The 25708-nt window shown below is 64.9% G+C and carries 19 protein-coding genes and 3 pseudogenes; 7 read left to right on the plus strand and 15 right to left on the minus strand.

Going from position 1 to position 25708, the window contains the following annotated elements; genetic code table 11:
- Positions 1 to 18: 18 nt before the first annotated feature.
- Positions 19 to 846 carry a ferredoxin--NADP reductase gene (locus tag ACCQ16_RS19330; protein ID WP_011348949.1) on the minus strand — a complete coding sequence of 276 codons (828 nt, stop codon included), beginning with the start codon at positions 844 to 846 and terminating at the stop codon, positions 19 to 21.
- Between the two features lie 36 nt (positions 847 to 882).
- Between ACCQ16_RS19330 and ACCQ16_RS19335 the strand changes: the two genes are divergently transcribed.
- The 4 genes from ACCQ16_RS19335 (at position 883) to ACCQ16_RS19350 (ending at position 4445) form a co-directional block, all read left to right on the plus strand.
- Positions 883 to 1878: an ABC transporter ATP-binding protein gene (locus tag ACCQ16_RS19335; protein WP_011348950.1), complete on the plus strand. Its 996-nt coding sequence runs from the start codon at positions 883 to 885 to the stop codon at positions 1876 to 1878.
- Positions 1875 to 2687, plus strand: coding sequence for an ABC transporter permease (locus ACCQ16_RS19340; protein WP_029820666.1), 813 nt, complete (start codon positions 1875 to 1877; stop codon positions 2685 to 2687). The genes ACCQ16_RS19335 and ACCQ16_RS19340 overlap by 4 nt, the downstream gene beginning before the upstream one ends.
- A complete protein-coding gene (panE, locus tag ACCQ16_RS19345; protein ID WP_218488893.1) occupies positions 2687 to 3631 on the plus strand; it encodes a 2-dehydropantoate 2-reductase in 945 nt (314 codons plus the stop codon). Before ACCQ16_RS19340 ends, panE begins: the two co-directional genes overlap by 1 nt.
- Positions 3632 to 3929: 298 nt before the next feature.
- Positions 3930 to 4445, plus strand: a complete 516-nt coding sequence (locus tag ACCQ16_RS19350; RefSeq protein WP_029820668.1) for a hypothetical protein — start codon at positions 3930 to 3932, stop codon at positions 4443 to 4445.
- A 146-nt stretch (positions 4446 to 4591) separates the two neighbouring features.
- Here ACCQ16_RS19350 and ACCQ16_RS19355 read toward each other — a convergent pair.
- Positions 4592 to 4723: pseudogene (locus ACCQ16_RS19355) on the minus strand (acyl-CoA thioesterase); the annotation flags it as partial.
- A gap of 68 nt (positions 4724 to 4791) precedes the next feature.
- On the opposite strand from ACCQ16_RS19355, the gene ACCQ16_RS19360 reads away from it, so the two are divergent.
- Positions 4792 to 5894 (plus strand): IS3 family transposase gene (locus ACCQ16_RS19360; protein ID WP_094030629.1). Its coding sequence is split into 2 segments (ribosomal slippage): positions 4792 to 5050 and positions 5050 to 5894, totalling 1104 coding nucleotides; the frame shifts between segments, so codons are not numbered across the junction.
- Between the two features lie 33 nt (positions 5895 to 5927).
- Here the strand turns inward: ACCQ16_RS19360 and ACCQ16_RS19365 are convergent.
- The 10 genes and pseudogenes from ACCQ16_RS19365 to mgtE all read right to left on the minus strand — a co-directional run.
- Positions 5928 to 6200: pseudogene (locus ACCQ16_RS19365) on the minus strand (acyl-CoA thioesterase); the annotation flags it as partial.
- Between the two features lie 37 nt (positions 6201 to 6237).
- A complete protein-coding gene (locus ACCQ16_RS19370; protein ID WP_218493242.1) occupies positions 6238 to 6690 on the minus strand; it encodes a hypothetical protein in 453 nt (150 codons plus the stop codon).
- 37 nt (positions 6691 to 6727) lie between these two features.
- Complete coding sequence (locus ACCQ16_RS19375; RefSeq protein ID WP_277573270.1) at positions 6728 to 7054, minus strand: thioredoxin family protein; 327 nt, start codon at positions 7052 to 7054, stop codon at positions 6728 to 6730.
- Positions 7026 to 7520 carry a flavodoxin gene (locus tag ACCQ16_RS19380; protein WP_277573269.1) on the minus strand — a complete coding sequence of 165 codons (495 nt, stop codon included), beginning with the start codon at positions 7518 to 7520 and terminating at the stop codon, positions 7026 to 7028. The genes ACCQ16_RS19375 and ACCQ16_RS19380 overlap by 29 nt, the downstream gene beginning before the upstream one ends.
- 10 nt (positions 7521 to 7530) lie before the next feature.
- Positions 7531 to 8367 (minus strand): hypothetical protein, encoded by an 837-nt coding sequence (locus ACCQ16_RS19385; protein ID WP_218542496.1) that lies wholly within the window; start codon positions 8365 to 8367, stop codon positions 7531 to 7533.
- A gap of 72 nt (positions 8368 to 8439) precedes the next feature.
- A complete protein-coding gene (locus ACCQ16_RS19390; RefSeq protein ID WP_029820672.1) occupies positions 8440 to 9483 on the minus strand; it encodes a ribonucleotide-diphosphate reductase subunit beta in 1044 nt (347 codons plus the stop codon).
- A 176-nt stretch (positions 9484 to 9659) separates the two neighbouring features.
- Entirely contained in the window at positions 9660 to 12158 is a 2499-nt protein-coding gene (locus ACCQ16_RS19395; protein ID WP_008575121.1) for a ribonucleoside-diphosphate reductase subunit alpha, read from the minus strand.
- 602 nt (positions 12159 to 12760) lie between these two features.
- The gene (locus ACCQ16_RS19400) at positions 12761 to 13804 is read right to left on the minus strand and encodes a DUF475 domain-containing protein (RefSeq protein WP_008575120.1); all 1044 of its coding nucleotides are present in this window, start codon (positions 13802 to 13804) and stop codon (positions 12761 to 12763) included.
- 105 nt (positions 13805 to 13909) lie between these two features.
- The gene (locus ACCQ16_RS19405; RefSeq protein WP_218488892.1) at positions 13910 to 16618 is read right to left on the minus strand and encodes a bifunctional acetate--CoA ligase family protein/GNAT family N-acetyltransferase; all 2709 of its coding nucleotides are present in this window, start codon (positions 16616 to 16618) and stop codon (positions 13910 to 13912) included.
- A gap of 115 nt (positions 16619 to 16733) precedes the next feature.
- Entirely contained in the window at positions 16734 to 18101 is a 1368-nt protein-coding gene (mgtE, locus tag ACCQ16_RS19410; protein WP_071117509.1) for a magnesium transporter, read from the minus strand.
- A 625-nt stretch (positions 18102 to 18726) separates the two neighbouring features.
- Here mgtE and ACCQ16_RS19415 point away from each other — a divergent pair.
- Positions 18727 to 19554, plus strand: a complete 828-nt coding sequence (locus ACCQ16_RS19415) for a carbonic anhydrase (protein WP_127167711.1) — start codon at positions 18727 to 18729, stop codon at positions 19552 to 19554.
- Positions 19555 to 19770: 216 nt separating this feature from the next.
- Positions 19771 to 21582, plus strand: coding sequence for a monovalent cation:proton antiporter-2 (CPA2) family protein (locus ACCQ16_RS19420; RefSeq protein WP_008575111.1), 1812 nt, complete (start codon positions 19771 to 19773; stop codon positions 21580 to 21582).
- A 104-nt stretch (positions 21583 to 21686) separates the two neighbouring features.
- Here ACCQ16_RS19420 and zwf read toward each other — a convergent pair whose 3' ends face one another.
- The 3 genes and pseudogenes from zwf to ACCQ16_RS19435 all read right to left on the minus strand — a co-directional run bounded on the left by zwf (position 21687) and on the right by ACCQ16_RS19435 (position 25695).
- A complete protein-coding gene (gene zwf / locus ACCQ16_RS19425; RefSeq protein ID WP_031424748.1) occupies positions 21687 to 23537 on the minus strand; it encodes a glucose-6-phosphate dehydrogenase in 1851 nt (616 codons plus the stop codon).
- A complete protein-coding gene (locus ACCQ16_RS19430) occupies positions 23534 to 25333 on the minus strand; it encodes a glycoside hydrolase family 15 protein (RefSeq protein WP_127172444.1) in 1800 nt (599 codons plus the stop codon). Before ACCQ16_RS19430 ends, zwf begins: the two co-directional genes overlap by 4 nt.
- Before the next feature lie 63 nt (positions 25334 to 25396).
- Positions 25397 to 25695, minus strand: a pseudogene (locus tag ACCQ16_RS19435) (phosphotyrosine protein phosphatase).
- Positions 25696 to 25708 lie beyond the last annotated feature (13 nt).

Here is a 25708-nt window from a genome sequence, read left to right on the forward strand (position 1 = left end):
CGCCGCCTGCATGCCACCTCAGACCTTGGGCGGCGTGGAGCTGACGTACTTCTCGCGGCGAATCTGCGCACTCGGCAGGCCGGCGGCTTTGAGCGCGTCCAGGCAGGTGTCCACCATGTCCGGGTTGCCGCACAGGTAGGCGATGTCGTGCGCGGCATCGGGCGCGAACTCGGCCAGGTGCTGCTGCACGTAACCGTGCCGCACATCGGCATGCGGCTGCTCGGGCACTTCGCGCGAGAAGCACGGCACGTAGCGGAACTGCGGGTGCGCATCGGCAAACGCGCGGAAGTCGTCGCCGTACAGCAGCTCGGTCGGGGTGCGTGCGCCCTGCAGCAACACCACCTGCACACCGCGGGTGGCGATTGCCTCGGCCAGCAGCGGCAGCATCGAGCGGTACGGGGTGACGCCAGTGCCGGTGGCGATCAGCACGTAACGCTGGTTGTGATCGCCCGGCTGCAGGCAAAAGCGCCCGTAGGGACCGCTTGCCTGCAACTGGTCGCCAATCTCCAGGCCTTCGAACAAGGCCGTGGCCGAGCCGCCGGGCACGAAGCTCACCGCAATCTCCACTGCCTCGCCCGGCCCCAGCGCATGATCGTGGATGGTCGCCAGCGAATAGCTGCGCTTGGTCGGCGTGCCATCGGCATAGTCGAAATGGATCTGGATGAACTGGCCGGGCTGGAAATCCAGCGGCTGGCCGTCGTCACGGACGAACTGGCAGTGGGCCACGGTGGGCGCAATCATGCGCCGGTCGACAAGCTTGAGGGGGAATTGAACGGGCACGAACGTATTTGGGACAGTCTGTGATCGGGGCAAGCCCCAACGGGCTTCTATAATAACGGGCTGCAACTCGCTGCGCCGTCACCCTGGCGCGAAGGACCCGGCTTGAATTCCCCATCTCCCCGTGCGCCCGCCCTGCGCGTGTGCGATCTGCGCAAGACCTACGACAACGGCACCCAGGCGCTCAAGGGCGTCTCGCTGGACGTGGCGCCAGGCGATTTCTTCGCCCTGCTCGGCCCCAACGGGGCGGGCAAGTCCACCTTGATCGGCATCATCAGCTCGCTGGTGAACCTGTCCGGCGGCCAGGTGGAAGTGTTCGGCACCGACCTGGTCGCCCACCGCAGCGATGCGATGCGCCTGATCGGCCTGGTGCCGCAGGAAATCAACTTCAACCTGTTCGAAAAGCCGTTCGACATCCTGGTCAATTACGCCGGCTTTTACGGCATGCCGCGCAGCCAGGCGCAAGCACTGGCCGAAGTGGAACTACGCCGCGCCCACCTGTGGGAGAAGGCCCAGGTGATGAGCCGCACGCTCTCCGGCGGCATGAAGCGCCGGCTGATGATTGCCCGCGCCATGATGACCCAGCCGCGCCTGCTGATCCTGGATGAACCCACCGCCGGTGTGGATATCGAAATCCGCCGCGACATGTGGCGCGTGCTCAAGGACATCAACGCCGCCGGCACCACGATCATCCTGACCACGCATTACCTGGAAGAGGCCGAGCACCTGTGCCGCAACCTGGCCATCATCAATCACGGCCAGATCGTCACCCAGGGGCCGATGCGCGAACTGCTGGCCAAGCTCGACGTGGAAGGCTTCCTGTTCGATATCGACGGTGAGCTGCCCACGCAGTTGCCGGTGATCGAAGGCACCACGCTCACCGCCATCGACGGCCACACGCTGGATCTGGACATGCCGCGCGCGATGGACCTCAACCGCGTGTTCGCCGCGCTGGGCGATGCCGGTATCCGCGTGCGCTCGATGCGTACCAAGAGCAACCGGCTGGAAGAATTGTTCGTTCGTCTGACCGGGCCTGGCGAGACCGTCGCCGCCCCGGCTCCTGCCGCAACGGCGCCCGTGCGCCCGGCAGGCCACCCATGAGTCCTTCGGAGCCGTCGATGTCCGCCACGCCCGCCACACCCCGCCAACGCAACTGGATTGCGCTGGGCACCATCGTGCGCCGCGAAGTGCAGCGCATCCTGCGCATCTGGGGCCAGACCCTGGTGCCGCCGGCCATCACCATGACGCTGTACTTTTTGATCTTCGGCGGGCTGATCGGCTCGCGCGTGGGCGAGATGGGCGGCTACAGCTACATGCAATTCATCGTGCCGGGCCTGGTGATGATGAGCGTGATCCAGAACAGCTACGGCAACATCTCTTCGAGCTTCTTCGGCGCCAAGTTCGGCCGCCACGTCGAAGAACTGCTGGTGAGCCCGATGCCCAATTGGGTGATCCTGTGGGGCTACGTGTCCGGCGCGGTGCTGCGCGGGGTGATGGTCGGGGCGATCGTGCTGATCATCGCGATGTTCTTCACCCCGGTGCGGATCCCGCATCCACTGGTCACGCTGACCACGGTGCTGCTGGGCGCGACCATCTTCTCGCTGGCCGGCTTCGTCAATGCGGTCTACGCCAAGAAGTTCGACGACGTGGCGATCGTGCCCACCTTCATCCTGACCCCGCTGACCTACCTGGGTGGCGTGTTCTACTCGGTGAAACTGCTGCCCGGCTGGGCCGAAGCGGCCACTCACGCCAACCCGATCTTCTACATGGTCAACGCGTTCCGCTACGGCCTGCTCGGTAGCTCGGACGTGCCGATCTGGGTCGCCTACGCACTGATGCTGGGCTTTGTCGCCGTGCTCAGCGCGCTGGCGCTGTGGTTGCTGCGGCGGGGTGTGGGGCTGCGGAGCTGATGGCCATGCGCATCCTGATCCTGGGCGCCGGCGGTACCGGCGGGTATTTCGGCGGGCGTCTGGCGCAGGCCGGCGTGGATGCCACCTTCCTGGTGCGCGAAGCGCGTGCGGCGCAGCTGCAGGCCGACGGCTTGCGCATCCGCAGCCCGCTGGGCGATGCCGATCTGCAGGTGGCGCATGTCACCGCGCAGGACTTGCCGGCATTGGTGGCGCAGCGGCCGTTCGATCTGGTGATCTTGAGCTGCAAGGCCTACGACCTGGACAGCGCGATCGAGGCGATTGCGCCGGCGGTGGGCGAGCACACCACGGTGTTGCCCATCCTCAACGGGCTGCGCCATTACGCGGCCCTGGACGAGCGCTTCGGCGCCGCGCGGGTACTGGGCGGGCTGTGCTTCATCAGCGCGACCAAGGGCGAGCACGGCGAGATTGTGCACCTTGGCAAGCCGGCGGCGATCACCTTCGGCGAGCGTAGCGGTGACGCACATTCGACCCGGGTGCAGGCATTTGCCGCCGCCTGCGCGCAGGCCAGCATCGACTACGTGGCCAGCACCCAGATTGCGCAGGAGCAGTGGAACAAGTACAGCTTCCTCACCGCACTGGCCTCGGCCACGTGCCTGATGCGTGCGCCGGTCGGCGCGATCGTGGCCACCGACGACGGCCGCGCCTTGATCAACGGCCTGTACAACGAATGCCTATGGGCTGCCGATGCGGCCGGGCAATCGATTCCCGAGCCGGCACGCGCCAAAGCGTTGCAAACGCTGCTGCAGGTGGATTCGCCGCTCAAGGCCTCGATGCTGCGCGACCTGGAAGCCGGCCAGGACGTGGAAGTGGCGCAGATCGTCGGCGACATGCTGGTGCGCGTGCGCGAAACCGGGCGCAACGCGCCTCTGCTGATGGCGGCCAATGTGCACCTGCAGGCGTATCAGGTGTTGCGGCATAGTTGATCATGGCGGGCAACTGGGGCCGCCTGCGCGTGTGAGCCGTCTGCGCCATCCGCCCTTCGGGCACCTTCCCCCGCAGGCGGGGGAAGAGCGCCGGACAAAGGATGCGGGTCGCTACACGGCAATGGGCCAAAGGCCTGCATATCCATTCCACCGCGTTGCTCTGGGACGTCACTTCTCCCGCTCGCGGGAGAAGGTGGCGCAACGCGCCGGATGAGGGTGCGCCGGGTTGGCGCAGCCTTCGCGCTGCAACGACGCAGTGCACACGATGCTCTGCTTCCCATCGTCCGCCTCGCCACTGATGAAAGCGCTCAGCCACCTGTTTCGTGCCGGTCATTTCGTGATCCTGGCGTTCTTCGTGCTGTGCGCGGCGGGCCTGGTGACGATGGCCGGGCTGGAGTTGTGGCACGGCTTCACACCCGGCGGCGACATGGTGGTGCGCGACCGTTTCAACGTCGTGCTCGAAGCCATCGGCCTGCTGACGGTGGCGCTGGTCACGCTCGAACTGGGCCAGACCATCTTCGAAGAAGAGATCCTGCGCGACGTCAAGGTCAGCGGCCCGACGCGCGTGCGGCGGTATCTGTCGCGCTTTTTCGTGGTCATTGTGATCGCGCTGGCAATCGAAACGCTGGTGTCGATCTTCGAACTGATGCATGCCGACCCAGCCAAGCTGCCTTACGCGGCTGCCGTTGGCTCCTGCGCGGCACTGCTGCTGATCGCCTGGGGTGTGTTCGTCAAACTCAATCGCAGCGCCGAAGAGCTGGAACCGGAGGCGATGGAAGAAACCAAGCGCGAAGACCGCGAAGTGCAGGAGTAAGCGCGCTCACGGCGGCGAACACCACGTCGCGAGCGGTCGTCAGGCGGGTGTGGATGAAGCGCAGCAACCGCAGTGCACGTGATACTTACCGCACCGAGCACTGGCTGCGCTCACATGGCGCAGCGCAGTCGTCTTATTCGCTGCTCTTAGTCGGCTGCCGGCAGCGGCGGCACCGCAGTCGGCTTGCCATCGGCATCAAGCGCGATCATCACGAACTGCCCGCGCGTGCACAGCTCGCGCGCGCCGCTGAGCAGGTCTTCGGCGATCAGTTCCACTTCCGACGCCCCCCCGATTTTGAGTAGCACCTCAGTTTGGAGTCCAATTCCCTAACTCGAGGAGATTGGACGTGAAGAAGCGTTTTTCTGAAGAACAGATCATCGGCTTCCTGCGCGAAGCTGATGCCGGTGTGGCGATCAAGGACCTGTGCCGGCGGCATGGCTTCAGCGAGGCTTCCTATTATCTGTGGCGCAGCAAGTTCGGCGGGATGAGCGTGCCCGATGCCAAGCGGCTCAAGGACCTTGAGTCCGAGAACGCGCGGCTGAAGAAGTTGCTGGCCGAGCAGCTGTTCGAGAACGACCTGATCAAGGATGCACTGCGAAAAAAGTGGTGAGCGCACCGGCGCGTCGCATGCTGGTGCGCGAGTGGATCGGGCGTGGTGCCAGCGAGCGTCGTGCGTTGGCAGTGATCGGCATGAGCGCCAGTGCGCTGCGATATTGCCCGCGCGAAGATCGCAACGTCGAACTGCGCGAACGCATCTGTGCGTTGGCGCATCGCCATCGCCGTTATGGTGTGGGGATGATCTATCTCAAATTACGACAGGAAGGACGCATCGTGAACTACAAGCGTGTGGAGCGGTTGTACCGCGAGCAGCAGCTGCAGGTCCGGCGCCGCAAGCGCAAAAAGGTGCTGATAGGAGAGCGTCAGCCGCTGCTGCGGCCATCGCAGGCCAATCAGGTGTGGTCGATGGATTTCGTGTTCGACCGCAGCGCCGAAGGCCGAGTGATCAAGTGTCTGGTGATCGTGGACGATGCAACCCACGAAGCGATCGCCATCGAGGTGGAGCGCGCAATCTCGGGCCATGGCGTGACACGCGTGCTGGATCGGCTGGCGCACAGTCGCGGCTTGCCACAGGTGATCCGCACAGATAACGGCAAGGAGTTTTGCGGCAAAGCGATGGTGGCCTGGGCACATGCGCGTGGCGTGCAGTTACGGCTGATCCAGCCTGGCAAGCCAAACCAGAACGCCTACGTCGAATCGTTCAATGGCCGGCTGCGCGACGAATGCCTCAACGAGCACTGGTTCCCAACCCTGCTGCATGCGCGTACCGAGATCGAACGCTGGCGACGCGAATACAACGAGGAGCGACCCAAGAAGGCCATTGGCGGCATGACGCCATCTGCGTATGCCCAACAGCTGGCCAACACCGATATCATCAACCCCGGACTCTAAACCCGGCCGCTACTCAGAGCGGGGGGACGTCGCTTCCACCGTGATCGAGCTACGCCCCACCAACACCACGCGGGCGATGGTTTCCACCATCTGGCCCTGGCGGATCGGCAGCTTGAAATCCACCTGATCCGAACGCGCCGTCACCACGGTGCGGCGCGCATAGCGCGAGGCGGCCAGGAACGCGGCCTTGTCCATCCACGCCAGCGCCTGCCCACCGAACAGCGTGCCCAGATGGTTGGTGTGATTGGGAAACACGATCTCGGCCATGCGGGCTTCGGTCGGTGCAACGGGCGTGGAACTGGTCATGAAGAAGTGCCGTAAGAAGGAAGGAAAGCCAGCCCGATCATCTGCGCAGCGTCGGCAGGAAGCTCAGGTCAAGGTGGTAACGCAATGGACGCTGCGGATCGACGAACACCCGCAGCAGTTGTCCATCGGCCATAAACGGCTGCGGATCGACCCACAGATTATCGCTGCGATACTCGGTCAAGGTGTCGTGCGTGCGGTCGTGGCGATGGGCCAGGATACGGAACGGGTGCACGCCGTTAACCTGCAAAGACGCATTGCGTTCAACGCACACAAAACGCGCCTCCACCACCGTGCCATGCCGGCGCAACCACGCAGCACGGCGCGCATGCCAGACGCGATAGCCGAGGATGCCACCACCCACGCCGCCGAACGTCACGCCCAGCAGCAACAAGATCCAGCGCGCCTGATCCGGCAGCAGCGCCGCACCGGTCAACAAGCCCAACCCCGCCAGCAGGAAGCTCCAGGCGACGATGGTGACCGTGGTGTTCATCGCAGGGCGCCTCGCATCGACCGGGCGCCCGTCGCCATCACAGGCCGCTGCGGACCGCCGCTTCCACCTGCGCCGGCGACTGGAAGCCGGGTAGACGCGCTACTTCGGCACCGTCCTTGAACAAGGCCAGGGTCGGGGTCTGCCGCAAGCCCAGATCACGGAAAAACTCCTCGCCCACCACTTCCAGCTTCACCTTGAGCAGTGCGACGCCCGCGGCGTCCTCGCTCGCGGCGAACTTGGTCAGCGACATGTCGAGCATCTTGCAGCCCGGGCAATTGTCCTTGTAGTAGTCGACCAGCAGGCGCGGATGCGCAGCCAAGGCGGCAGCGTAGTCGTCAGGGGTAATGGCGTGGAGCGTCTGCATGGGGCGTGTTCTCGAACGGTGTGTCGGTAAGGGCAAGAATGGTGTCGGTCCAATGTTGGATCTTGGAGGCGTCGCGTTCACCGTGGGGCATTTGTTCGATCTCCAGCCGCGGGTAGCGCGTGCCGAAGAATGCGGCCATGCGCCGGGCCGCACCGCAGTAGTTCTCCTCACCCCACTGAGTTTCGCCGGTGCCGAACACCGCCAGGCGCTCCGGCTTGCCGACCGCGGCGACAAGCTGTTCGATAAAGCGCTTCATCTCCGGTGGCGTACGCCCGGCGTTGATGCTCCAGCTGCCGAGAATGTAGAGCTCGTGCTCGGAGCCATCGGGGCACGCCTGCGCCAGCGTCTGGATGTCGGCATCGATCCAGGTGACCGCATGGCCCAGTTCTTCGCAGCGCGCACGGATCGCGCGCGCGACATCGCGCGTGTTGCCGCTGAGCGAGGTGTGGGCGAGGAGGATGCGCATTAGATCAAGCTTAACCCTTGTTCTGTTGCTCAATCTTTCGCATCACGACATGAATCGTCGCCAGATAAAAATAGAACATCCAGCTGAGCCAAATACTCGTGTCGTAACTGGTCTTTTGTTTGTCGTTGTGATGTCTTAGACCGAAATTATTCGCAATGTTAAACAGATCGCTTTCGTCCGAAGAAGTAAGCAAAGATTTGACTTGGGGCCTTAGATACTCCAGAACATCTGACAAATCGCGCACTGCTTGTCGCCGGTCATCCAAAGTGGATCCATGCCTTCGATAACTAAGCGTCGCAGCCGTCAAACGATCGGCAACACTTTTGTCCTTGGTGGGGATATCCGCCTCAAAAATCTGCTCAAAGCCTGCCTCTGGCTTCTGCAGGATCTCCCCATCTTTCGAAATCTCAAAGCCGCCGACATAGTGCCTTAGCACTGAATTGACCTTGCTACGGAATTCGAGTTGGCCGTCAGCCTTGTTAAAAGTGTTCCAGTGCATTCCACAATCGCCGTAGCTGTGGAGATGGCCATCTACTGGTTTGGAAACATGCACATGAAGAAATTCGATGACGTCGAAGAAATCATCCTCCGAATAGAACTTCGCTTCACTATGAAGAGGCCAAAGTCCCTTCTTGCGAATGCTCAGAAGCATTTCCAGGGGGATGTCTGGAACAGACCCCTCGACGTCACCCGCATCAACACACTTGTACCCAAAAGCTTCGTCAAAGTAGCCGTCGTCTTGGAGCTGTGCAAATACACGAACAAACAGGTCTCTCACATCTGCTAAAGGTAAGCCAGAGAGGTTCGGATTCGTACCCTTTCGCTGTGAGTAGTAAGTGTGTGACATGGCCCAAGTTAGAAGTCTTAAGTCATCGACTGAGTACGGCTTGCGGCTATCGCAAGGCCAAATCATCCCAACTTAAAGATCATCAAACCCGTTATCCGAGTTGGTCTTCTTGTACGAGGCATTGCGCATCTCGAAGAAGTCGGTCTTGGTTTCGGTGAAGTTGTCGGCGTAGGCCTTGATCCACGGCATCACGTTGTCGTTGGCGCCTTCGTACAGCTTCTCGATGCCGAGCATGCCGGCCATCTTGTTGGCGCGGTACTTCACGTAGCGGATCATCTCGTCCACGTCGATGCCGTCGATGCCGTCCAGCACTTCGGCGGTCCACACCGTTTCCAGATCGATCGCGTGTTCGAAGGCCTTGTGCACGTAGTCGGTAAGCTCGTCGCCCTGCAGCGCCTGGTTCTCGCCGATGATGGCGCGGATCAGCTCGCTGATGAACTTCGAATGCGCCAGTTCGTCGCGGTTGATGAAGCTGATGATCTTGCCGGTGCCGGTCATGCGGTTCTGGCGCACCAGATTGTAGAAATACGCAAAGCCGGAATAGAAGTTGATGCCTTCCAGGATCGAGGACTGGATCAGCGAACGGATCAGCGTTTCGGCCGTCTTCTCGCGCATGAAGTCTTCGTAGGCGCCCATGATCGGCGCGTTGCGCTTGATGATGGTCGGGTGCGTGCGCGCGATCTCGAACACGCGGTTCTGGTCGGCCAGGCCGGTGATCGAGGCCAGCACATAGCTGTAGCTCTCGTTATGGATCACTTCCTGCTGGCCGATGATCGCGGCATTGGCGTGCGCGGCCGGGTCGGTGATGTATTCGGCCACGTTGTAGATGAAACGCGTCTGCGGCGAATCCAGCGTGGCCAGCAGGCCGATGATCGAATCGTAGGCATTCTTTTCGCGCGCCGACAGCTCGTTGTACTGGCGCGCATCGCCCTTCATGTCCACCTCGTCGGGGATCCAGAAGTTGGTCGACAGCTCCTTGTAGGCCCGATAGAAGGACGGGTACGGAATATCGTTCCAGTTGAGGATGCCCGAGGTCTGGCCGTTGATGATGCCGGTCGAACGGTTCGGGTTGCGCGGCTCAAGGATCTTGATGCGGTCGAGCGGTGTTGCGGACATGGGTTTCTACTCGTGTTTCAGGCGCCGCGCGTACAAACAGAAACGGCGGCGCAACAAATCAATCTGGAGGAAAGCCCCCTGAGTCAGGGGGCGCGCCAAAGGCGCGGGGTGTGGGAGCTGGTGAAGCAGGGTCCACGGTTCGCAACGCGAACCGTGGAAGCGAAGCGCGAATGCGCTTAGCTACTGCACCACTCGCACTCACTGATGTCGATGTCGTTGGAGCGCACGTAGTACGTGGTCTTCAACCCTTCGCGCCAGGCGGTCATGTGCAGGTCCAGCAGCGTGCTCGCACGGATGGTGCTGGGCACGTAGAAGTTGAAGCTGATCGACTGGTCCACGTGACGCTGGCGACGCGCGTTCTGGCGCACGCTGGCGAACTGGTCGACCTTGTAGGCACCCTTTTCGTAGTACGGCCAGGTCTCCAGCGACAGGCCGGGCGCGGCAACCGGACGACGGAAGTCCTTCTTTTCTTCGTAGTAGAACGCGCTGTAGATCGGGTCGATCGAGGCGGTGGAACCGGCGATCTGCGCGGTGCTCATGTTCGGCGCCACCGCCAGCATCCAGGCATTGCGCACGCCATTGACCGCCACCTGCGCCGACAGCTCCAGCCACTGCGGACTGTTGTAGTCGCGTGCACGGAAGTACTCGCCGTTGTGCCAGTCGCTGCCGCGGAACACGCTGTAGGTGCCCTTTTCCTTGGCCAGCTCCATGCTCGCCTGGATGGTCAGGTAGTTGATGCGCTCGTACAGCTCGTCGCTGTAGTCCTCGGCTTCCTTGGCATTCCAGTGGATGGACTTCTGCGCCAGCAGATGATGCCAACCGAAGGTGCCAAGACCGATCGCGCGGTACTTCTGGTTGGTGATGGTGGCCTGCGGCACCGGCAACTGGTTCAGATCGATCACGTTGTCGAGCATCCGCACCTGGATCGGGATCAGGCGCTCCAGCACGTCGGCGCCCAGCAGATCGGCCTGGTCGGCCTGCACGGTGATCGCGCGGCCCAGGTTGATCGAGGACAGGTTGCACACGACGAAGTCGCCCGCCTTCTTGGTGGTGACGATCTGATTGCCGCTGATGATCTCCTGCATCATCCGCGTCGGGCTCATGTTCTGCAGGATCTCGGTGCACAGGTTGGACGAATAGACCATGCCCTCGTGCTTGTTCGGGTTCTTGCGATTGACTTCATCGCGATAGAACATGAACGGGTTGCCGGTTTCCAGCTGGCTGACCATGATGCGCTTGAAGATCTCGATCGCCTTGACGGTCTTGCGCGTGATGCGCTCGTCGGCGACGACTTCTTCGTACTTGCGACGGAAGCTGCCGTTGGCGTCGCCCTTCTTCTCGTCATAGAAGTCCTGCAGGTACCAACCCTTGATCCGCTTCACTTCGTGCGGGTCGAACAGGTACCAGTCGCCGCGGCGCTCGACCGCTTCCATGAACAGGTCGGGGATGCACACCGAGGTGAACACGTCGTGCGCGCGCAGGCGCTGGTCGCCGTTGTTCAGGCGCAGGTCCAGGAACGCTTCGATGTCGCGGTGGAAGATGTCCAGGTAGACCGCGATGGCGCCCTTGCGCTGGCCCAGCTGGTCCACCGACACGGCGGTGTTGTTGAGCTGCTTGATCCACGGCACCACGCCGCCGGACGAGTTGGACACGCCGCGGATCGCCGAACCCGACGAACGCACATAGCCCAGGTAGGCGCCGACGCCGCCGCCGTGCTTGGACACGCGCGCCACGTCGGTATTGGAGTCGTAGATGCCCTGCAGGCTGTCGTCGACGGTGTCGATGAAGCAGCTCGACAGCTGGCCGCCGACCTTGCCGGCATTGGCCAGCGTCGGGGTGGCCACCGTCATGTACAGGTTGGACAGCGCCCAGTAGGCCTCGCCCACCAGCTGCATGCGGCGCTCGCGGCTGCCCTTGCCGGTGCCGATCTCGTCCTGCATCAGGTACAGCGCGATCGTCAGCCAGCGCTCCTGCGGCAGTTCGAACACACCGCGCGAGCTATCGGTGGCCAGGTAACGCGTGGCCAGCAGGTACAGGCCGTTGTAGGCGAACAGCTTGTCGCGCTCGGGCTCGATCATCTTGCCGGCTTCGATCAGCTCGTCCTTGGAATAGCGGCGCAGGATGTCGTTGGAATAGACATTGCGGTCGGCCAGGCTCTCCTGCAGGCCGACGAACGAGCCGTACTTCTGGCTGGCGTCGTAGAAACGGTTGCGGCTGGCGCGCTTGTACAGGCGGCGCAGATACAGACGCGCAGCGAAATGCTCCCACTCCGGGGTGGTCAGGTCGACGCGGGCTTCGGCCTCGCGGATCAGGTGGTCGACCAGGTCGTCGGCGTTGACGCTGTCCTTGCGCTCGACAAACCCGAACACCGAGCGCTTGTAATCGGCCACGTCCAGCTGCGGGAACTCGGCATGGATCTGGTCGATGGCGCGATTCAGGCGCTCCGGCTCGAACGGAATCTTGCGATTGCCCGCTTCTTTCGTGATCCAGGTGGAGACGTTTTGTTCTTCGATGGTCTGTGCGTGCATTGCAATGGCTTGGCGGGGAGGCGGCACGATGTCCGACGGGTCGGTCAATTCCGGCGCGCCGCAGGCGGGCGCGGCAACGCTGGCGGGAACGCTGGTGGGTGTTGCGGTACCGGCGGCGATCGCGGAAAGGGTGTCGTTGGTGGTCATGCGTCCTCCATGCGTAGGCACACGAACCTGCCGGAGCAGGCAACGACCGAGCGGCGTCCAGGGTGCACTGGCGACACAGGACGCACAGCGCGCAGGCCATGGCCTGCGGCGGCATCACCCACCAATTTCCCTGAACTCCCACGGCCGCCATCACGCGGTGTGCTGTCGCATGATGGTGTTCGGTGGCAACGCGCTGCCGTCGTCGGGCCGGAAGCGACCGCGGCAATGCCGGGGCGCGTACAGGTCGCTGAGATGGGAGCCGCAGGCAATGTCGCACTTGCGCATCGCCTTCGTCTGATCGGTGCCACTTGGGGGCGGTCACCACCGAACCCCAAGATAGTGGGGTACCCCCAGGGGGTCAACACCAAATGTGCCCAAATTGCGCCGAGCCTTGCGGCACAACGGGCTGCGCTGACGAGCGGTCGCCTCGCGCGGCGGGAGGACGAATCCGACTGCGCAGGTCAAGTCGGGAGGGTCCTGATTCGTTCGCCGCACTCACTCGCCGTCGACACCAGGCGTGCTATCGGTCGCGTTTTTTTACCCGCCGGGCGCCCACGCGCCGGCCAGCCGTTCAGCGACCGCGCAAGCTCGCCGGTGATCGCTCAGATCTCGGTCGGCCCGAGATGGTGGCGCTTGCGGTAGCGGATCGACGACCACACCGAGGCGGCGATGAAGGCCACGCCGATCAGGCCGGTCAGCACTTCCGGCACGTGGTAGACGGTGCCCACCAGCATGATGATCGCCAGCACGCCGATGGCGTAATGGGCGCCGTGCTCCAGGAACACGAATTCGTCCAGGGTGCCCTTGTGCACCAGGTAGACGGTCATCGAGCGCACGAACATCGCGCCGATCGCCAGGCCCAGCATGATGATCACCACGTCGCGGGTGATGGCGAAGGCGCCGATCACACCGTCGAACGAGAACGAGGCATCCAGCACTTCCAGATACAGGAACGCGGCGATGCCCGAACGCTTGGCCGGGCCCATGCTGCCGTCTTCGCTCTCTTCGGCCTCGAACAACGCATCCACGCTGCCGACCAGCAGATACAGCAGGATGCCGCCCAGGCCTGCGAACAGCACGCTCTGGAAGATGGCCTCCGGCAGGAACAGCTTGGTGCCCAGCAGCACCGACACCGCCACGATCACCGACATCGCATCGGCCTTGCCCAGCTTGCCGACCAGCCGCTCCACCGGGCCCAGCCAGTGCAGCTTGCGTTCCTGGTCGAACAGGAAATTCAGGAACACCAGCAGCAGGAACATGCCACCGAAGGCGGCGATGGAAGGGTAGTTATCGGTCAGCACCTGGCTGTAGCGGTCCGGCTCCTTCAGCGCCATCTGCATCACCGGCACCAGGCCCATGCCGGTGGCCACCGACACGATCACGATCGGGAACACCAGGCGCATGCCGAACACGGCGATCAGGATGCCCACGGTCAGAAACAATTTCTGCCAGAACGCGTTCATGTGCTTGAGCACGCCGGCGTTGACCACCGCGTTGTCGAACGACAACGACACTTCCAGCACGCTCAGCACCAGGCACAGCCACAGCGCCTGCCAGATCCCCATCGATGAGGTATGGCCCCACCACGCAGCCAGGCCCAGGCAGATGGCGGTGACCACGAACGACATTCTGAAATCGCGAAACATTGACACTCCCAGGCGGGCCGAGACGACAGCCGGAGCAATGGGCCAGATCGAGGCCTGGCAGCCCGGCGTGCAGTGGAGGATGGGGGACCGCGGCGTGACGCAACGTCAGGCCGGGCGCGGCTCGCCCATTATAGGGAGTGTCACCGCCATCAGGGTCGCATCGTCCGGATCCGGGCGCACGCCAAAGCCCAGGCTCTGGCACATCGCCAGCATGGTGCGGTTCTCGCGCAGCACCTGGCCTTCGATCTGTTTGAGGCCCAGCCAGCGCGCGTACTCGATCATGATGCGCATCAGCTGCCAGCCGATGCCGTGGCCCTTGAGGTCCGAGCGGATCAGGATGCCGTACTCGCCGCGCTGGTAATCGGCATCGGCGTGCAGGCGCACCGCGCCGAGCATGTCGCCGGTCTTGGGGTCGATGGCCACCAGCGCGATGGAGCGGGCGTAATCGAGCTGGGTCAGCCGGGCAATGAATTCATGGCTGAAATGCTTGACCGACTGGAAGAAGCGCAGGCGCAGGTCTTCGTCGGTGACGCGGGCGAAGAAGGCGCGGAACAGCGCGTCGTCTTCCGGGCGCACCGGGCGCACCAGCGCATGGGTGCCATCGCCCAGGCCGATCTGGCGCTCCCATTCCTTGGGGTACGGGAAGATCGCAAAGCGCGGATGGCCGCGGCCCTTGTGCAGCTTGCGCGCCGGCGCCACCGCCACGCGGGCGTCCAGCGCAATCACCCCATCGCGGTCGGCCAGCAGCGGGTTGATGTCCAGCTCGGTGATTTCGGGGATGTCGGCGGCCAGCTGCGCCAGCTTGACCAGCACCAGCGCCACCGCACGCTCGTCGGCGGCCGGCACGTCGCGGTAGGCCTTGAGGATGCGCGAGACGCGGGTGCGGCCGATCAGTTCGTGGGCCAGGCGCAGATCCAGCGGCGGCAGGGCCAGCTCGCGGTCGTTGATGACTTCCACTGCGGTGCCGCCGCGCCCGAACACGATCGCCGGGCCGAACACCGGGTCGTCGGCGATGCCGGCGATCAGTTCGCGCGCCTTGGGCCGCAGCACCGTGGGCTGCACGATCACCCCTTCGATCACTGCATGGGGATGCGCGGCGCGCGCACGCGCCAGGATGCCGGTGGCCGCTTCGCGCACCGCCGCCACGCTGGACAGGTTCAGGCGCACGCCATCCACGTCGGACTTATGCGCGATCTCGCTGGACAACACTTTCAATGTCACGGTGCGGCCGACGGCCAGCAACGGGTCGGCCAGCAATGCGGCCTCGTTGGCGGTGGCGGCCACCTGCAGCGGTACGACCGGGATGCCGTAGGCGGCCAGCAGGCGGTTGGTGGCGACCGGATCCAGCCAGCGCCGGCCGGCCGCCAGCGCCTCTTCCACCAGCGTGCGCGCGATGCCGGCATCCACGACGAAGTCTTCCGGCAGGCTGGGCGGGGTTTCCATCAGCGCCGCCTGCGCCTCGCGGTAGCGCACCAGGTGGGTGAAGCCGCGCACCGCATCCGATTCGGTGGCATAGGTGGGCACGCGTGCGGCGTTGAGCGCGGCGATCGCCGCATCGTCCTGGCCCAGCCACACCGCAAACACCGGTTTGTCGCGCTGGTAGCGGTTGCGCTGGTCCAGCGCGCGGGTCAACGCCTTGGCCGCATCGGCCGAGGAGGTGAACGCGGTGGGCACATTGACCACCAGCAGCGCGTCGTTTTCCGGATCGTCCAGCAGCGCTTCGATCGCTGCGGCATAGCGCGCGCCGTCGGCGTCGACAATGATGTCGACCGGGTTGCTGCGCGACCAGCCTTCCGGCAGCGATTGATCGAGTTTTTCCAGCGTCTTGGGCGACAACTCGGCCAGGGTGCCGCCACGCAGCACCAGCTGGTCCACCGCCAGCTGCCCCACCCCGCCGCCGTTGCTCAAAATGGCCAGGCGCCGGCCCGGGAAACTGCCGAGCCGGCCCAGCGTTTCGGCGGCGGCGAACAGCTCGTCCAGCGCGCCCACCCGCAACAGCCCGGCGCGTGCGAACGCCGCGCCGTACACCGCGTCCGAACCGGCCAGCGCCTGCGCGTGGGTGTCGGCATTGGGATTGATGCGGTACTGGCGGCCGGATTTGACCACCACGACGGGCTTGGCGCGCGCGGCGGCACGTGCGGCCGACATGAACTTGCGCGCATCGCCGATGCGTTCGACGTACAGCAGGATCGCGCGAGTACGGTAGTCGGTGGCGAAGTAGTCGAGCAGATCGCCGAAATCCACATCCAGCGTATCGCCCAACGACACCACCGCCGAAAACCCGACCGAGCGCGCCACGCCCCACTCCACCAGCGCGGCGGCAATGGCGCTGGATTCGGAAATCAACGCCAGGTCGCCGGCCTGCGGGCAGTGCGCGGCGATGCTGGCATTGAGCCGCGCATGCGGGGCGATCACGCCCAGGCAGTGCGGGCCGAGGATGCGCATGCCTTTGGCGCGCGCGGCTGCTTCCATGCGTGCGGCCGGCGAGCCGGGACCGCTGCCCAGGCCGGCGGTGAGGATGATGGCGGCCGCCACCCCACGCCGCGCGGCGATGGAGACGATGCGCGGCACGATGCGCGCCGGCGCGGTGATCACCACCAGGTCGGGCACCCATGGCAGATCGGTCAGCCGCGCCACCGTGCGCACGCCGTCGATCTCGTTGTAGCGCGGGCTCACCCAGCCGATCTGCCCCGGGAATCCGGCCGCACGCAGATTACGCACCACCGCCCGCCCGGCCGAACGCTCGCGCGGGCTGCCACCCACCACCGCGACGGTGCTGGGACGAAAGACCTGCTGCAGGTGGTACGTACTCATCGGACGGGGGACGCGAATGCCATCGCGCTACGGTACACGCACTGGCGTTTCAGGGCATGGGGTGACGGATGCATGCGCACGTGCATGCATCCGTGATTACCCGAGCGCGAGGCCTCTACAACAGCGTGCCGCTCAAGATCAGCGCGGCGATGCTGAAATAGATCACCAGGCCTGTGACATCCACCAGCGTGGCGACGAAGGGCGCCGAGGCGCTGGCCGGGTCGAAGCCGAAGCGTTGCAGCACGAACGGCAGCATCGAGCCGGACAGCGAACCGAAGGTGACGATGCCGATCAGCGCCGCGCCGATGGTCAGCGCCACCATCTGCCAGTGCGGGCCGTAGTCGTACAGGCCGGCGGTCTGCCAGATGGTGATGCGCACGATCGCCAGCACGCCCAGGATCGCGCCCAGGGTCAGGCCGGTGGGCAGTTCGCGCAGCGCCACTTTCCACCAGTCGCGCAGGCGGATTTCGCGCAGCGCCAGCGAGCGGATCAGCAGCGAGGTCGCCTGCGAGCCGGAATTGCCGCCCGAGCTCATGATCAGCGGGATGAACAAGGTCAGCACCACCGCCTTGGACAGCTCATCCTCGAAGTGCTGCATCGCGCTGGCGGTGAGCATTTCGCCCAGAAACAGCACGCTCAGCCAGCCGGCGCGCTTCTTGATCATCTGGCCGAAGCCAATCTGCATGTAGGGCTTGTCCAGCGCTTCCATGCCGCCGAACTTATGCACGTCTTCGGTGGATTCGGCGATGAGCGCGTCGAGCACATCGTCCACGGTGACGATGCCGAGCACGTGGCCGCGCGCATCCACCACCGGGATCGCCAGCAGGTCGTGGCGACGGATCAGCCGTGCCACTTCTTCCTGGTCCAGTGCCGGGTCAACGGTGACCGGGGGATTGACCTGCGCCACGTCCAGGATCGGCGCCTCCGACGCGCCGGTGATCAGGCGGCGCATGGTCACCACCTGCTGCAGCACGCGGGTGTGCGGGTCGAGCAGATAAATCGCGTAGACGGTCTCGCGGCTGCGCTCCACTTCGCGGATGTGCTGCAGGGTGCGGCCCACCGTCCAGTCCGACGGCACGGCCACGAACTCGGTGGTCATCAGCGCGCCGGCGGTGTTGGGCGGGTAGCGCATCAGCGCCTGAATCGACAACCGCGCCTCGGCACTGAGCAGCCACAGCAGCGGCTGGCGCTGCTCGGCATCCAGGCCATGGAAGATATCGGTGGCGCGGTCGTCGGCCATCTGGCCAAGCAGCGTGGCGGCCTGCTCGGCCGGCAGCGACGCCACCAGCATGCTGGCATCGCGCAACTCCGGCTGTTCGAGCAATTTCACCGCGCGCAGCAAAGGCAATGCGGCCAGCACCTGCGCCGCGTCGTCGCGGTCGAGGGTGTTGAGATATTCCACCGCATCGGCCGTGTTGAGTTCGGCCAGGGGTGCGGTCAGTGCATCGACGCCTTCGGCAAGGCGCAGGGTTTCGTCGTACATGGTGGTTCGCCTGGTGACGACCGTCGTCGATGACAGCCGGCGAACCTGGGCCTCAGGCGCGCGCCAGCTGGGTCATCGACCCGGGTCTAGGGTGACTGTCGCTGGACATGGGTAAGGGCTCCAAAGGTGCGTACCGACCGGTGATCCGGGCGATGGCGCGGCGCAGTCTGCGCGCCTGAGTCGGCTTGGTCAATGCCCTGCGCGCAGGCCGCTTAAAGCGCGTTATGCACGTTGAGACGAGATGCGTTGCCGCCAGCGGTGTGGAGCGGGTGCTGCGTGGCCGGCTTGACTGGCGCCAAGGCAAGCCGCGCGGCGCCCGCTGCGTGCCGCTGGCGGCCAAGCCTCCGGGAAGCGCCCTGTGGCGTGCCGGCGCACGGGGGGTGCGCAGCGGTGCGGAAAGGCTGGGGACGCTCGCAGGGCGATACGCCAATGCGTGCCGGGCAGGCGAATTGCCAGGTGCCGATGCACCGCCGAGATGGCGCCGCGCAACCGCCTGTCGCCGCGCCGTGCTGAACGTCACAGTTCATTGCTACAGTCCGCTTCCCGCAGCGCCTAATGCGTTGCTCTTACGCGATGGCATCGGCCATCGCATCCACGCAGTGCGTTTTCCTTCCGGAGTTTGTGCATGCCCGTTTCAAGGTCGCTTCTGTTACGTCGCATCAGCCCGCTGTGCCTGTGCATCGCCGCCGGATGGGGCGCGGTGGGCATGGCGCAAACCGCACTGCCCCAGAGCACGCCGGTGCAGGCGCACGAGACCGCGCCGCACAGCGGGCACGAATGGGGCTATACCGGCCCGGAAGGTGCCGAGCATTGGGCCGAGCTGGCCAAGGAAAATGCGCTGTGCGGCAATGGCCAGCAGAACAGCCCCATCGATCTGAAAGGCGCCATCGACGCCAACCTGGGCACGCTGCTGTTGAGCTACAGCGCCGTGCCGCTGGTCGTGCGCAACACCGGCCATTCCATCCAGCTGGATCTGCACGACGGCGGCACCATGGCGACCGGCGGCAAGCAGTATCAAGCGTTGCAACTGCACTTCCATCACCCCAGCGAGCACCTGTTGAACGGCCGGCGTTTCCCGATGGAGGCGCATCTGGTGCACCAGGGCCCGGACGGCACGCTGGGCGTGCTGGCGATCTTCTTCGAAACCGGCAAGGCCAACCCGGCGTTCCAGCGGGTGCTCGACGCCATGCCCAAGGACAAGGACCAGACCCGGCAGGTCGCCAACGCAACGGTGAGTGCCGAGGCGTTTCTTCCGCCGAGCAATCAACGCAGCTTCTATCGCTACGAAGGCTCGCTGACCACGCCGCCGTGCAGCGAAACGGTGGACTGGGTGGTGCTCAGCCAGCCGGTGCAGGTGTCGGAGGCACAGATCAACGCGTTCGAACGCGTGTACCCGTTCAATGCGCGCCCGCTGCAGCCGCTGGATCGGCGTTTTCTGCTTAAAAGCCGCTGATTGCTCGCACGGAGTGTCGACCGTGTGCGGTGCCATGCGCTGCATGCGCACTGACCGTGCAGGCGCAGGCGGTGCCGGACTGATCCGCGCGCGCATCCGCAGATAGGTGCCGGGCCGCATCGCGCAGCCGCGCGTCGTCGCCGTGCAGATGGCACACGCGTGCGCGCAGGCCAACGGAACTGCGCGTCATAATGCGTGCCTCAATGGAGAGTACGCATGCATAGCGGTGGTCTGGAACTGGCCTTGGTGCTGATGCTGGCCGCCATCGTGGCAGTGCCGGTGTTCAAGCGCTTCGGCCTGGGTGCGGTGTTGGCCTACCTGGTCGCCGGCGTGGTGCTCGGGCCCGATGGCGTGGGCGTGGTGCAGGATGCCGAACGCATCAGCGGCGCGGCCGAGATCGGCGTGGTGATGCTGCTGTTCGTGATCGGGCTGGAACTGTCGCCGGCGCGCCTGAAGGTGATGCGCCATTCGGTGTTCGGCGCTGGCGCCACCCAGGTGCTGGTGACGGCGGTGATCCTGGGCGGTTTGTTGATGGCAGCCCAGTTGGGCTGGAAGAGCGCGTTGATCGTCGGCGTGGCGCTGGCGCTCTCCTCCACCGCGGTGGGGCTGCAATTGCTGGCCGAACGCAAGGCGCTGAGCAGCGACTACGGGCGGCTGGCGTTTGCCATCTTGCTGTTCCAGGATCTGATTGCGATCCCGTTGCTGGCGGCCATTCCGCTGCTCGGCGGCAGCAAGAATGCAACGCTTCAATGGCAGGACGTGGCCAAGGCGATGGCGGCCCTGGCGCTGGTGATCGTGTGCGGGCGCTTTGTGTTGCGTCACCTGTTCAACGTGGTGGCGCGCACGCGCATGCCGGAGGTGTTCACCGCCAGCGCCTTGCTGGTGGTGCTGGGCACCGCCTGGATCATGCAGGAGGCCGGATTGAGCGCCAGCCTGGGCGCCTTCATCGCCGGCGTGTTGCTGGCCGATTCAGAATTCCGCCACGAACTGGAATCGCAGATCGAACCGTTCGAAGGCTTGCTGCTGGGCCTGTTCTTCATCTCGGTGGGCATGGGGATCGATCTCCACCGCGTGGTGGCCGAGCCGTGGTTGATCGCAGCAGGCGTGGCGATGTTGCTGGTGGTGAAGTTCTCGCTGCTGGTGGGTATCGGCAGCGTGGCCAAGCTACCGCTGCGCAGCAGCCTGATGCTGGGCAGCGTGCTGTGGCTGGGCGGCGAATTCGCCTTCGTGGTGTTCAACGAAGCCGACCGCGTGGGCCTGCTGGAGCCGGCCAATCACGACCGGCTGGTGGCCATCGTGGGCGTGTCGATGGCACTGACCCCGCTGTTGCTGCTCGGCATGCAGCGCATCCTCAACGGGCCGCTGCGCGTGCGCGCGCCCAAGCCTGATCGCCCGTACGACACCATCGATGCACAGACCCCCAAGGTGCTGGTCGCCGGCATGGGCCGCTTCGGCCAGGTGGTCGCGCGCCTGCTCACCGCACGGCATGTGCCGTTCGTCGCGCTGGAACACAACCCGGACACGGTGGAAGACCTGCGTCGGTTCGGCAGCCAGCTGTATTACGGCGACCCCACCCGCCCCGAGCTGCTGCGCGCTGCCGGTGCCGAGCGCATCAAGGTGTTCGTGATCGCGGTGGACGACCCGGACACCAACATCAAGACGGTGCGGCTGATCCGTCGCCTGTACCCGCAAGCCACCGTGCTGGCGCGTGCGCGCAACCGCCAACATGCCTGGAAACTGATGGACCTGGGCGCAGAACCGTTCCGCGAGGTCTTCGCCTCCAGCCTGGAGCTGAGCGAACGCGTCCTCACCTCGCTCGGCCTGGGCGAAGCCCTCGCACACGATCACGTCAAACGCTTCCGCCAGCACGACGAAGACCTGCTACGCCGCCAGCACCTGGTCTACGACGACGAAGCCAAGGTCATCCAGACCTCGCGCGATGCACGTGCCGACCTGATGAACCTGTTCGAAGCCGACGTCAAGGCGGATGTGGATGGGGAACCTGCACCCACCACGCAGGACCGCTGAGCTCTTCCGAAGGAACGCGCCCGCGCGCGAACAGGCGTTAACGGAAAGCCCGCCGCGCGCGGGCATGCTCCTACATTTGCAGCGAGTGCATGCCGCTCGCATCCTCAGCGGCGTGGCGTACGCGCTGCGGTTCTGCTCACCGATTTCTTCGCTGCACCGTTGCCCGCCGCAGTCTTGCTAACCGTCTTGGCGGCGGTTTTTGCGACCTTGCTGGTGGCGCGTTTGCGCACCGCTTTCTTGGCCGCGCTGCCAGACAACGTCGCCGCATCCTGCGAGGACTTCGCTGTAGCGGCGGACGCGCGTCTGGCAGACGCCCTGGTGACTTTCTTGGCCGGTGCCTTGCCGACCTTGCTTGCCGTCTTCCGGGTGGCGTTCTTCACCGGCGTCGCAGCACCAGCACGCGCTTCTGGGGGGCGGCGCGGCGGCGGTTTGCGGCCGGGCGTGAGGGCGCGCCAGGCGTGTCCGCCGTTCATGGCCAGCAATGCGTCGGCGGCCGAGGGGCCGGCGCTGCCGGCGGCGTAGTTAGGGAAGTCGCTGGGCGGTTGTTTCCATGCATCCAGGATCGGTTGCACGATGCGCCATGCGCCTTCCACCATCGCCGCATCCTGGAACAGGCCGGCCTCGCCGTTCATGCAGTCCTGCAGCAGGCGCTCGTAGCCCACCGTGTATTCCTTGGGGAACCAGTCGCGGTAGCGGAAGTCCATGCGCACCGGTGCCAGCGCCACCTGCGCGCCCGGGCGCTTGACGTCGAACTGCAGCGAGATGCCCTCGTCCGGCTGGATATGCAGCACCAGCCAGTCGGGACCGTAGCCGCCCACCTCGGTGCTGCGGAACGGCGCCAGCGGCGCGGGCTTGAAGCGGATCGCAATCTCGGTGGTGCGTTCGCGCAGGCGTTTGCCGGTGCGCAGGTAGAACGGCACGCCGGCCCAGCGCCAGGTGTCTACCTGCAGTTTCATCGCCACATAGGTTTCGGTGTCCGAATCGTCGGGCACGGTGTCTTCTTCGCGATAGCCCGGCACCGCATTGCGATTGACCGCGCCGGAGGCATATTGCCCACGCACCACATCTTCGGGCCTGATCGGGCGCACCGCCTCGATCACTTCGGCGCGACGGCGATGCATCGCCTCGGTAGTGAACGCCGCCGGCGGTTCCATCGCAATCATCGCCAGCAACTGGAACAGATGGTTCGGCACCATGTCGCGCAGGCAGCCGGTAGGGTCGTAGAACCGCCCGCGCCCTTCCACGCCGATGGTTTCGGCCGCGGTGATCTGCACATGGTCGATGCGGTCGCGATTCCACACCGGCTCGAACAAGCCATTGGCGAAGCGGAACGCGAGAATGTTCTGCACGGTTTCCTTGCCCAGGAAATGATCGATGCGGAACACCTGATCTTCGTGCAGCACCTTGGCGACCGTGGCATTGAGATGCTGGGCGCTGGGCAGATCGTGGCCGAAGGGTTTTTCCACGATCACCCGGCGCCAGCCTTCGCCTTCGCGTTGCCTGACCAGGCCAGCCTCGCCCAGGTTAAGCAATACCGGCTCGAAGAAGCGCGCGGCGGTGGCCAGATAGAACAGCACATTGCCCTGCGTGCCGTAGCGCTTGTGCAACTTGTCCAGCACCCCGCCCAGCGATCGGTAGGCGCCTTGATCGGTGAAGTCGCCGCGCAGGTAATGCATGCGCTCGCGCAACCAGTCCCAGGTGGCGGTATCGAATTCGTCGGTCTGGAATTCGGCATCGCGACTGCTGAGCAGCTGCGTCATCGACTGCCCCATGTTGGTCCGCCACGCGCGTTCGCTGATGTCGCCATGGTCCATGCCGACAATGGCGAACTCATCGCCCAGCGCACCGGAACGGCGCAGGTTGTACAGCGCCGGCATGACCAGGCGCTTGGTCAGATCGCCGCGTGCGCCGAACACCACGATGATGCACGGCGGCGTGGTTGCTTGCTCACTCATGGATGCGTTTCCTTTTCGCCCATGCGTCCATGCAGGCGCAATGCCGCATTGACCAGGGCCACGTGGGAATACCCTTGCGGGAAGTTGCCGAGCATGCGTTTGCTGCGCGGGTCGTATTCTTCGGCGAGCAGACCGACGTCGTTGCAGAGCCCGAGCAGGCGTTCGAGCAGCGCACGCGCCTGATCGGTGCGGCCGAGCAATGCGTAGTTTTCCACCAGCCAGAAACTGCAGGCCAGGAAGGTGCCTTCGCCGGCCGGCAAACCGTCGGCGCTGTCGTCGGCGCGATAGCGCTCGACCAACCCGTCGATGGTCAGATCGCGTGCGATCGCATCGGCGGTGGCGGCGATGCGCGGATCGTCCGGCGGCAGAAAACCCACGATGGGGATCAGCAGCAGCGAAGCGTCCAGCCGGTCCGAGCCATAGCTCTGCACGAAGTGACCGTCCGGATGCACGCCTTTTTCCAGGACTTCGGCTCGAATCTCTTCGGCAATGCGGCCCCAGTGCGCACGCTTTTCTGCGTCTGCATTGGTGATGCCATCGCGCGCGCCGCAGTCGAAGGCCAGCCAGGCCATCACCTTGGAATGCACGAAGTGGCGGCGCTCGTCGCGGATTTCCCAGATGCCCTCATCGGGTTCGCGCCACAGGGTTTCCAGCGTTTCCAGAATCTTTTCCAGCAGCGACGCAGACGATCCGTCGTCGTCGGACGGCAGGCCCACGCCCTTTTCGCGGGCGTAATGGAACGCGCCGATCAACTCGCCATACACATCGAGCTGGAACTGATCCACCGCGCCGTTGCCGATGCGCACCGGGCCGGAATGTTCATAGCCGGGCAGCCAGTGCGCTTCCCATTCCTGCAAGCGGCGCTCACCGGCAATGCCGTACAGCGCCTGCAATTGATCCGGCGAACCGGCAATGGTGCGTTGGACCCAATCGCGGAAGGCTGCCGCTTCGTCGCGGTACCCGGCCTGCAACAACGCGATCAGCGTGAACACCGAATCGCGCAGCCAGCAATAGCGGTAGTCCCAGTTGCGGGTACCGCCCAGGTGCTCGGGCAACGAGGCAGTGGGCGCGGCGACAATGCCGCCGGTGGGCAGATAACTCAGCCCCTTCAACACCACCAGCGAGCGGCGCACCTGCTCGGTCCACGGCCCGACATCGGTACAGCGGCGCGCCCAGCCGTGCCAGAACGCGGTGGTGCGTTGCAGCGCCTGTTCGGCGTCGATCAAGGGCGGCGTGGCTTGATGCGAGGCGCCGTGGCTGAGCAGAAACCAGGTGCTTTCGCCCTCACGCAGGGTGAAGTCGGTTTCGGTGCCCATGTCCTGGCCGCGCAGCGTTTGCGGCGAACGCAATGCAAGCTGATCGGGGCCGGCAATGGCGCGGATGCCATCGACGATGCGCGTCACCCATGGCACCGTGCGGCCGTAGTTGAAGCGGAAGGTCAGGCGCATGTGCATCGGCACGCTACCCTGCACGCAGCGCACGATACGCACCAGATGCTGATGGACTTCGCCGTTTTCGCTGGCGACCATGAAGTCGATCAGTTCCACCGTGCCGCTGTCGGTAATCATGCGCGTGCACAGCACCAGACTATCGTCCTGGTAGGCGCGCTCGCTGCGGAAGTCGGCAGCCGGCGACAACGCCCATTGCCCGTGTTGTTCCTCGCCCAGCAAGGCAGCGAACACCGCATCGGAATCGAAGCGTGGCAGGCACAGCCAGTCGATGGTGCCGCGATGGTCGACCAGGGCCGCGCTGTGGCAGTTGCCCAGCATTGCGTGGTCCTCGATACGCACGCTCATTGGTTGGGCGCTTCCTTCCGGCGAAAGAACGCGCAGTCTTGCATGGGCCGTGTCGGGATCAGGTTACGACTGCGCCGGTAAACCCAGCAGCGGTGGCACCGTGTGTTCCAGGCGGCGTACCAGTGCCGGGTGCATAGACGCATCCTCGTCGGGACGCTGCAGGCAGATCACCCGGCGGTGGCGTAGGGGCGCGGCGACGCTCCATGACCAGCACCACCTCTGCCTCCTGTAATAGCCCTGGGGTGACCTGCACTTGCGCATCGGCCGCCAGCCGGCCGATTGCGCCCGCACGCCGGGCCAGCGGCGAAGACGCGCTCGGCGGTGAGGCTGCGCAGGCGGGTGCGGCTGCACACGAACGGCACCCGCAGCGGTTAC

Source organism: Xanthomonas sp. NCPPB 1062 (assembly GCF_041481705.2).
Classification (GTDB): Bacteria; Pseudomonadota; Gammaproteobacteria; order Xanthomonadales; family Xanthomonadaceae; genus Xanthomonas; species Xanthomonas euvesicatoria.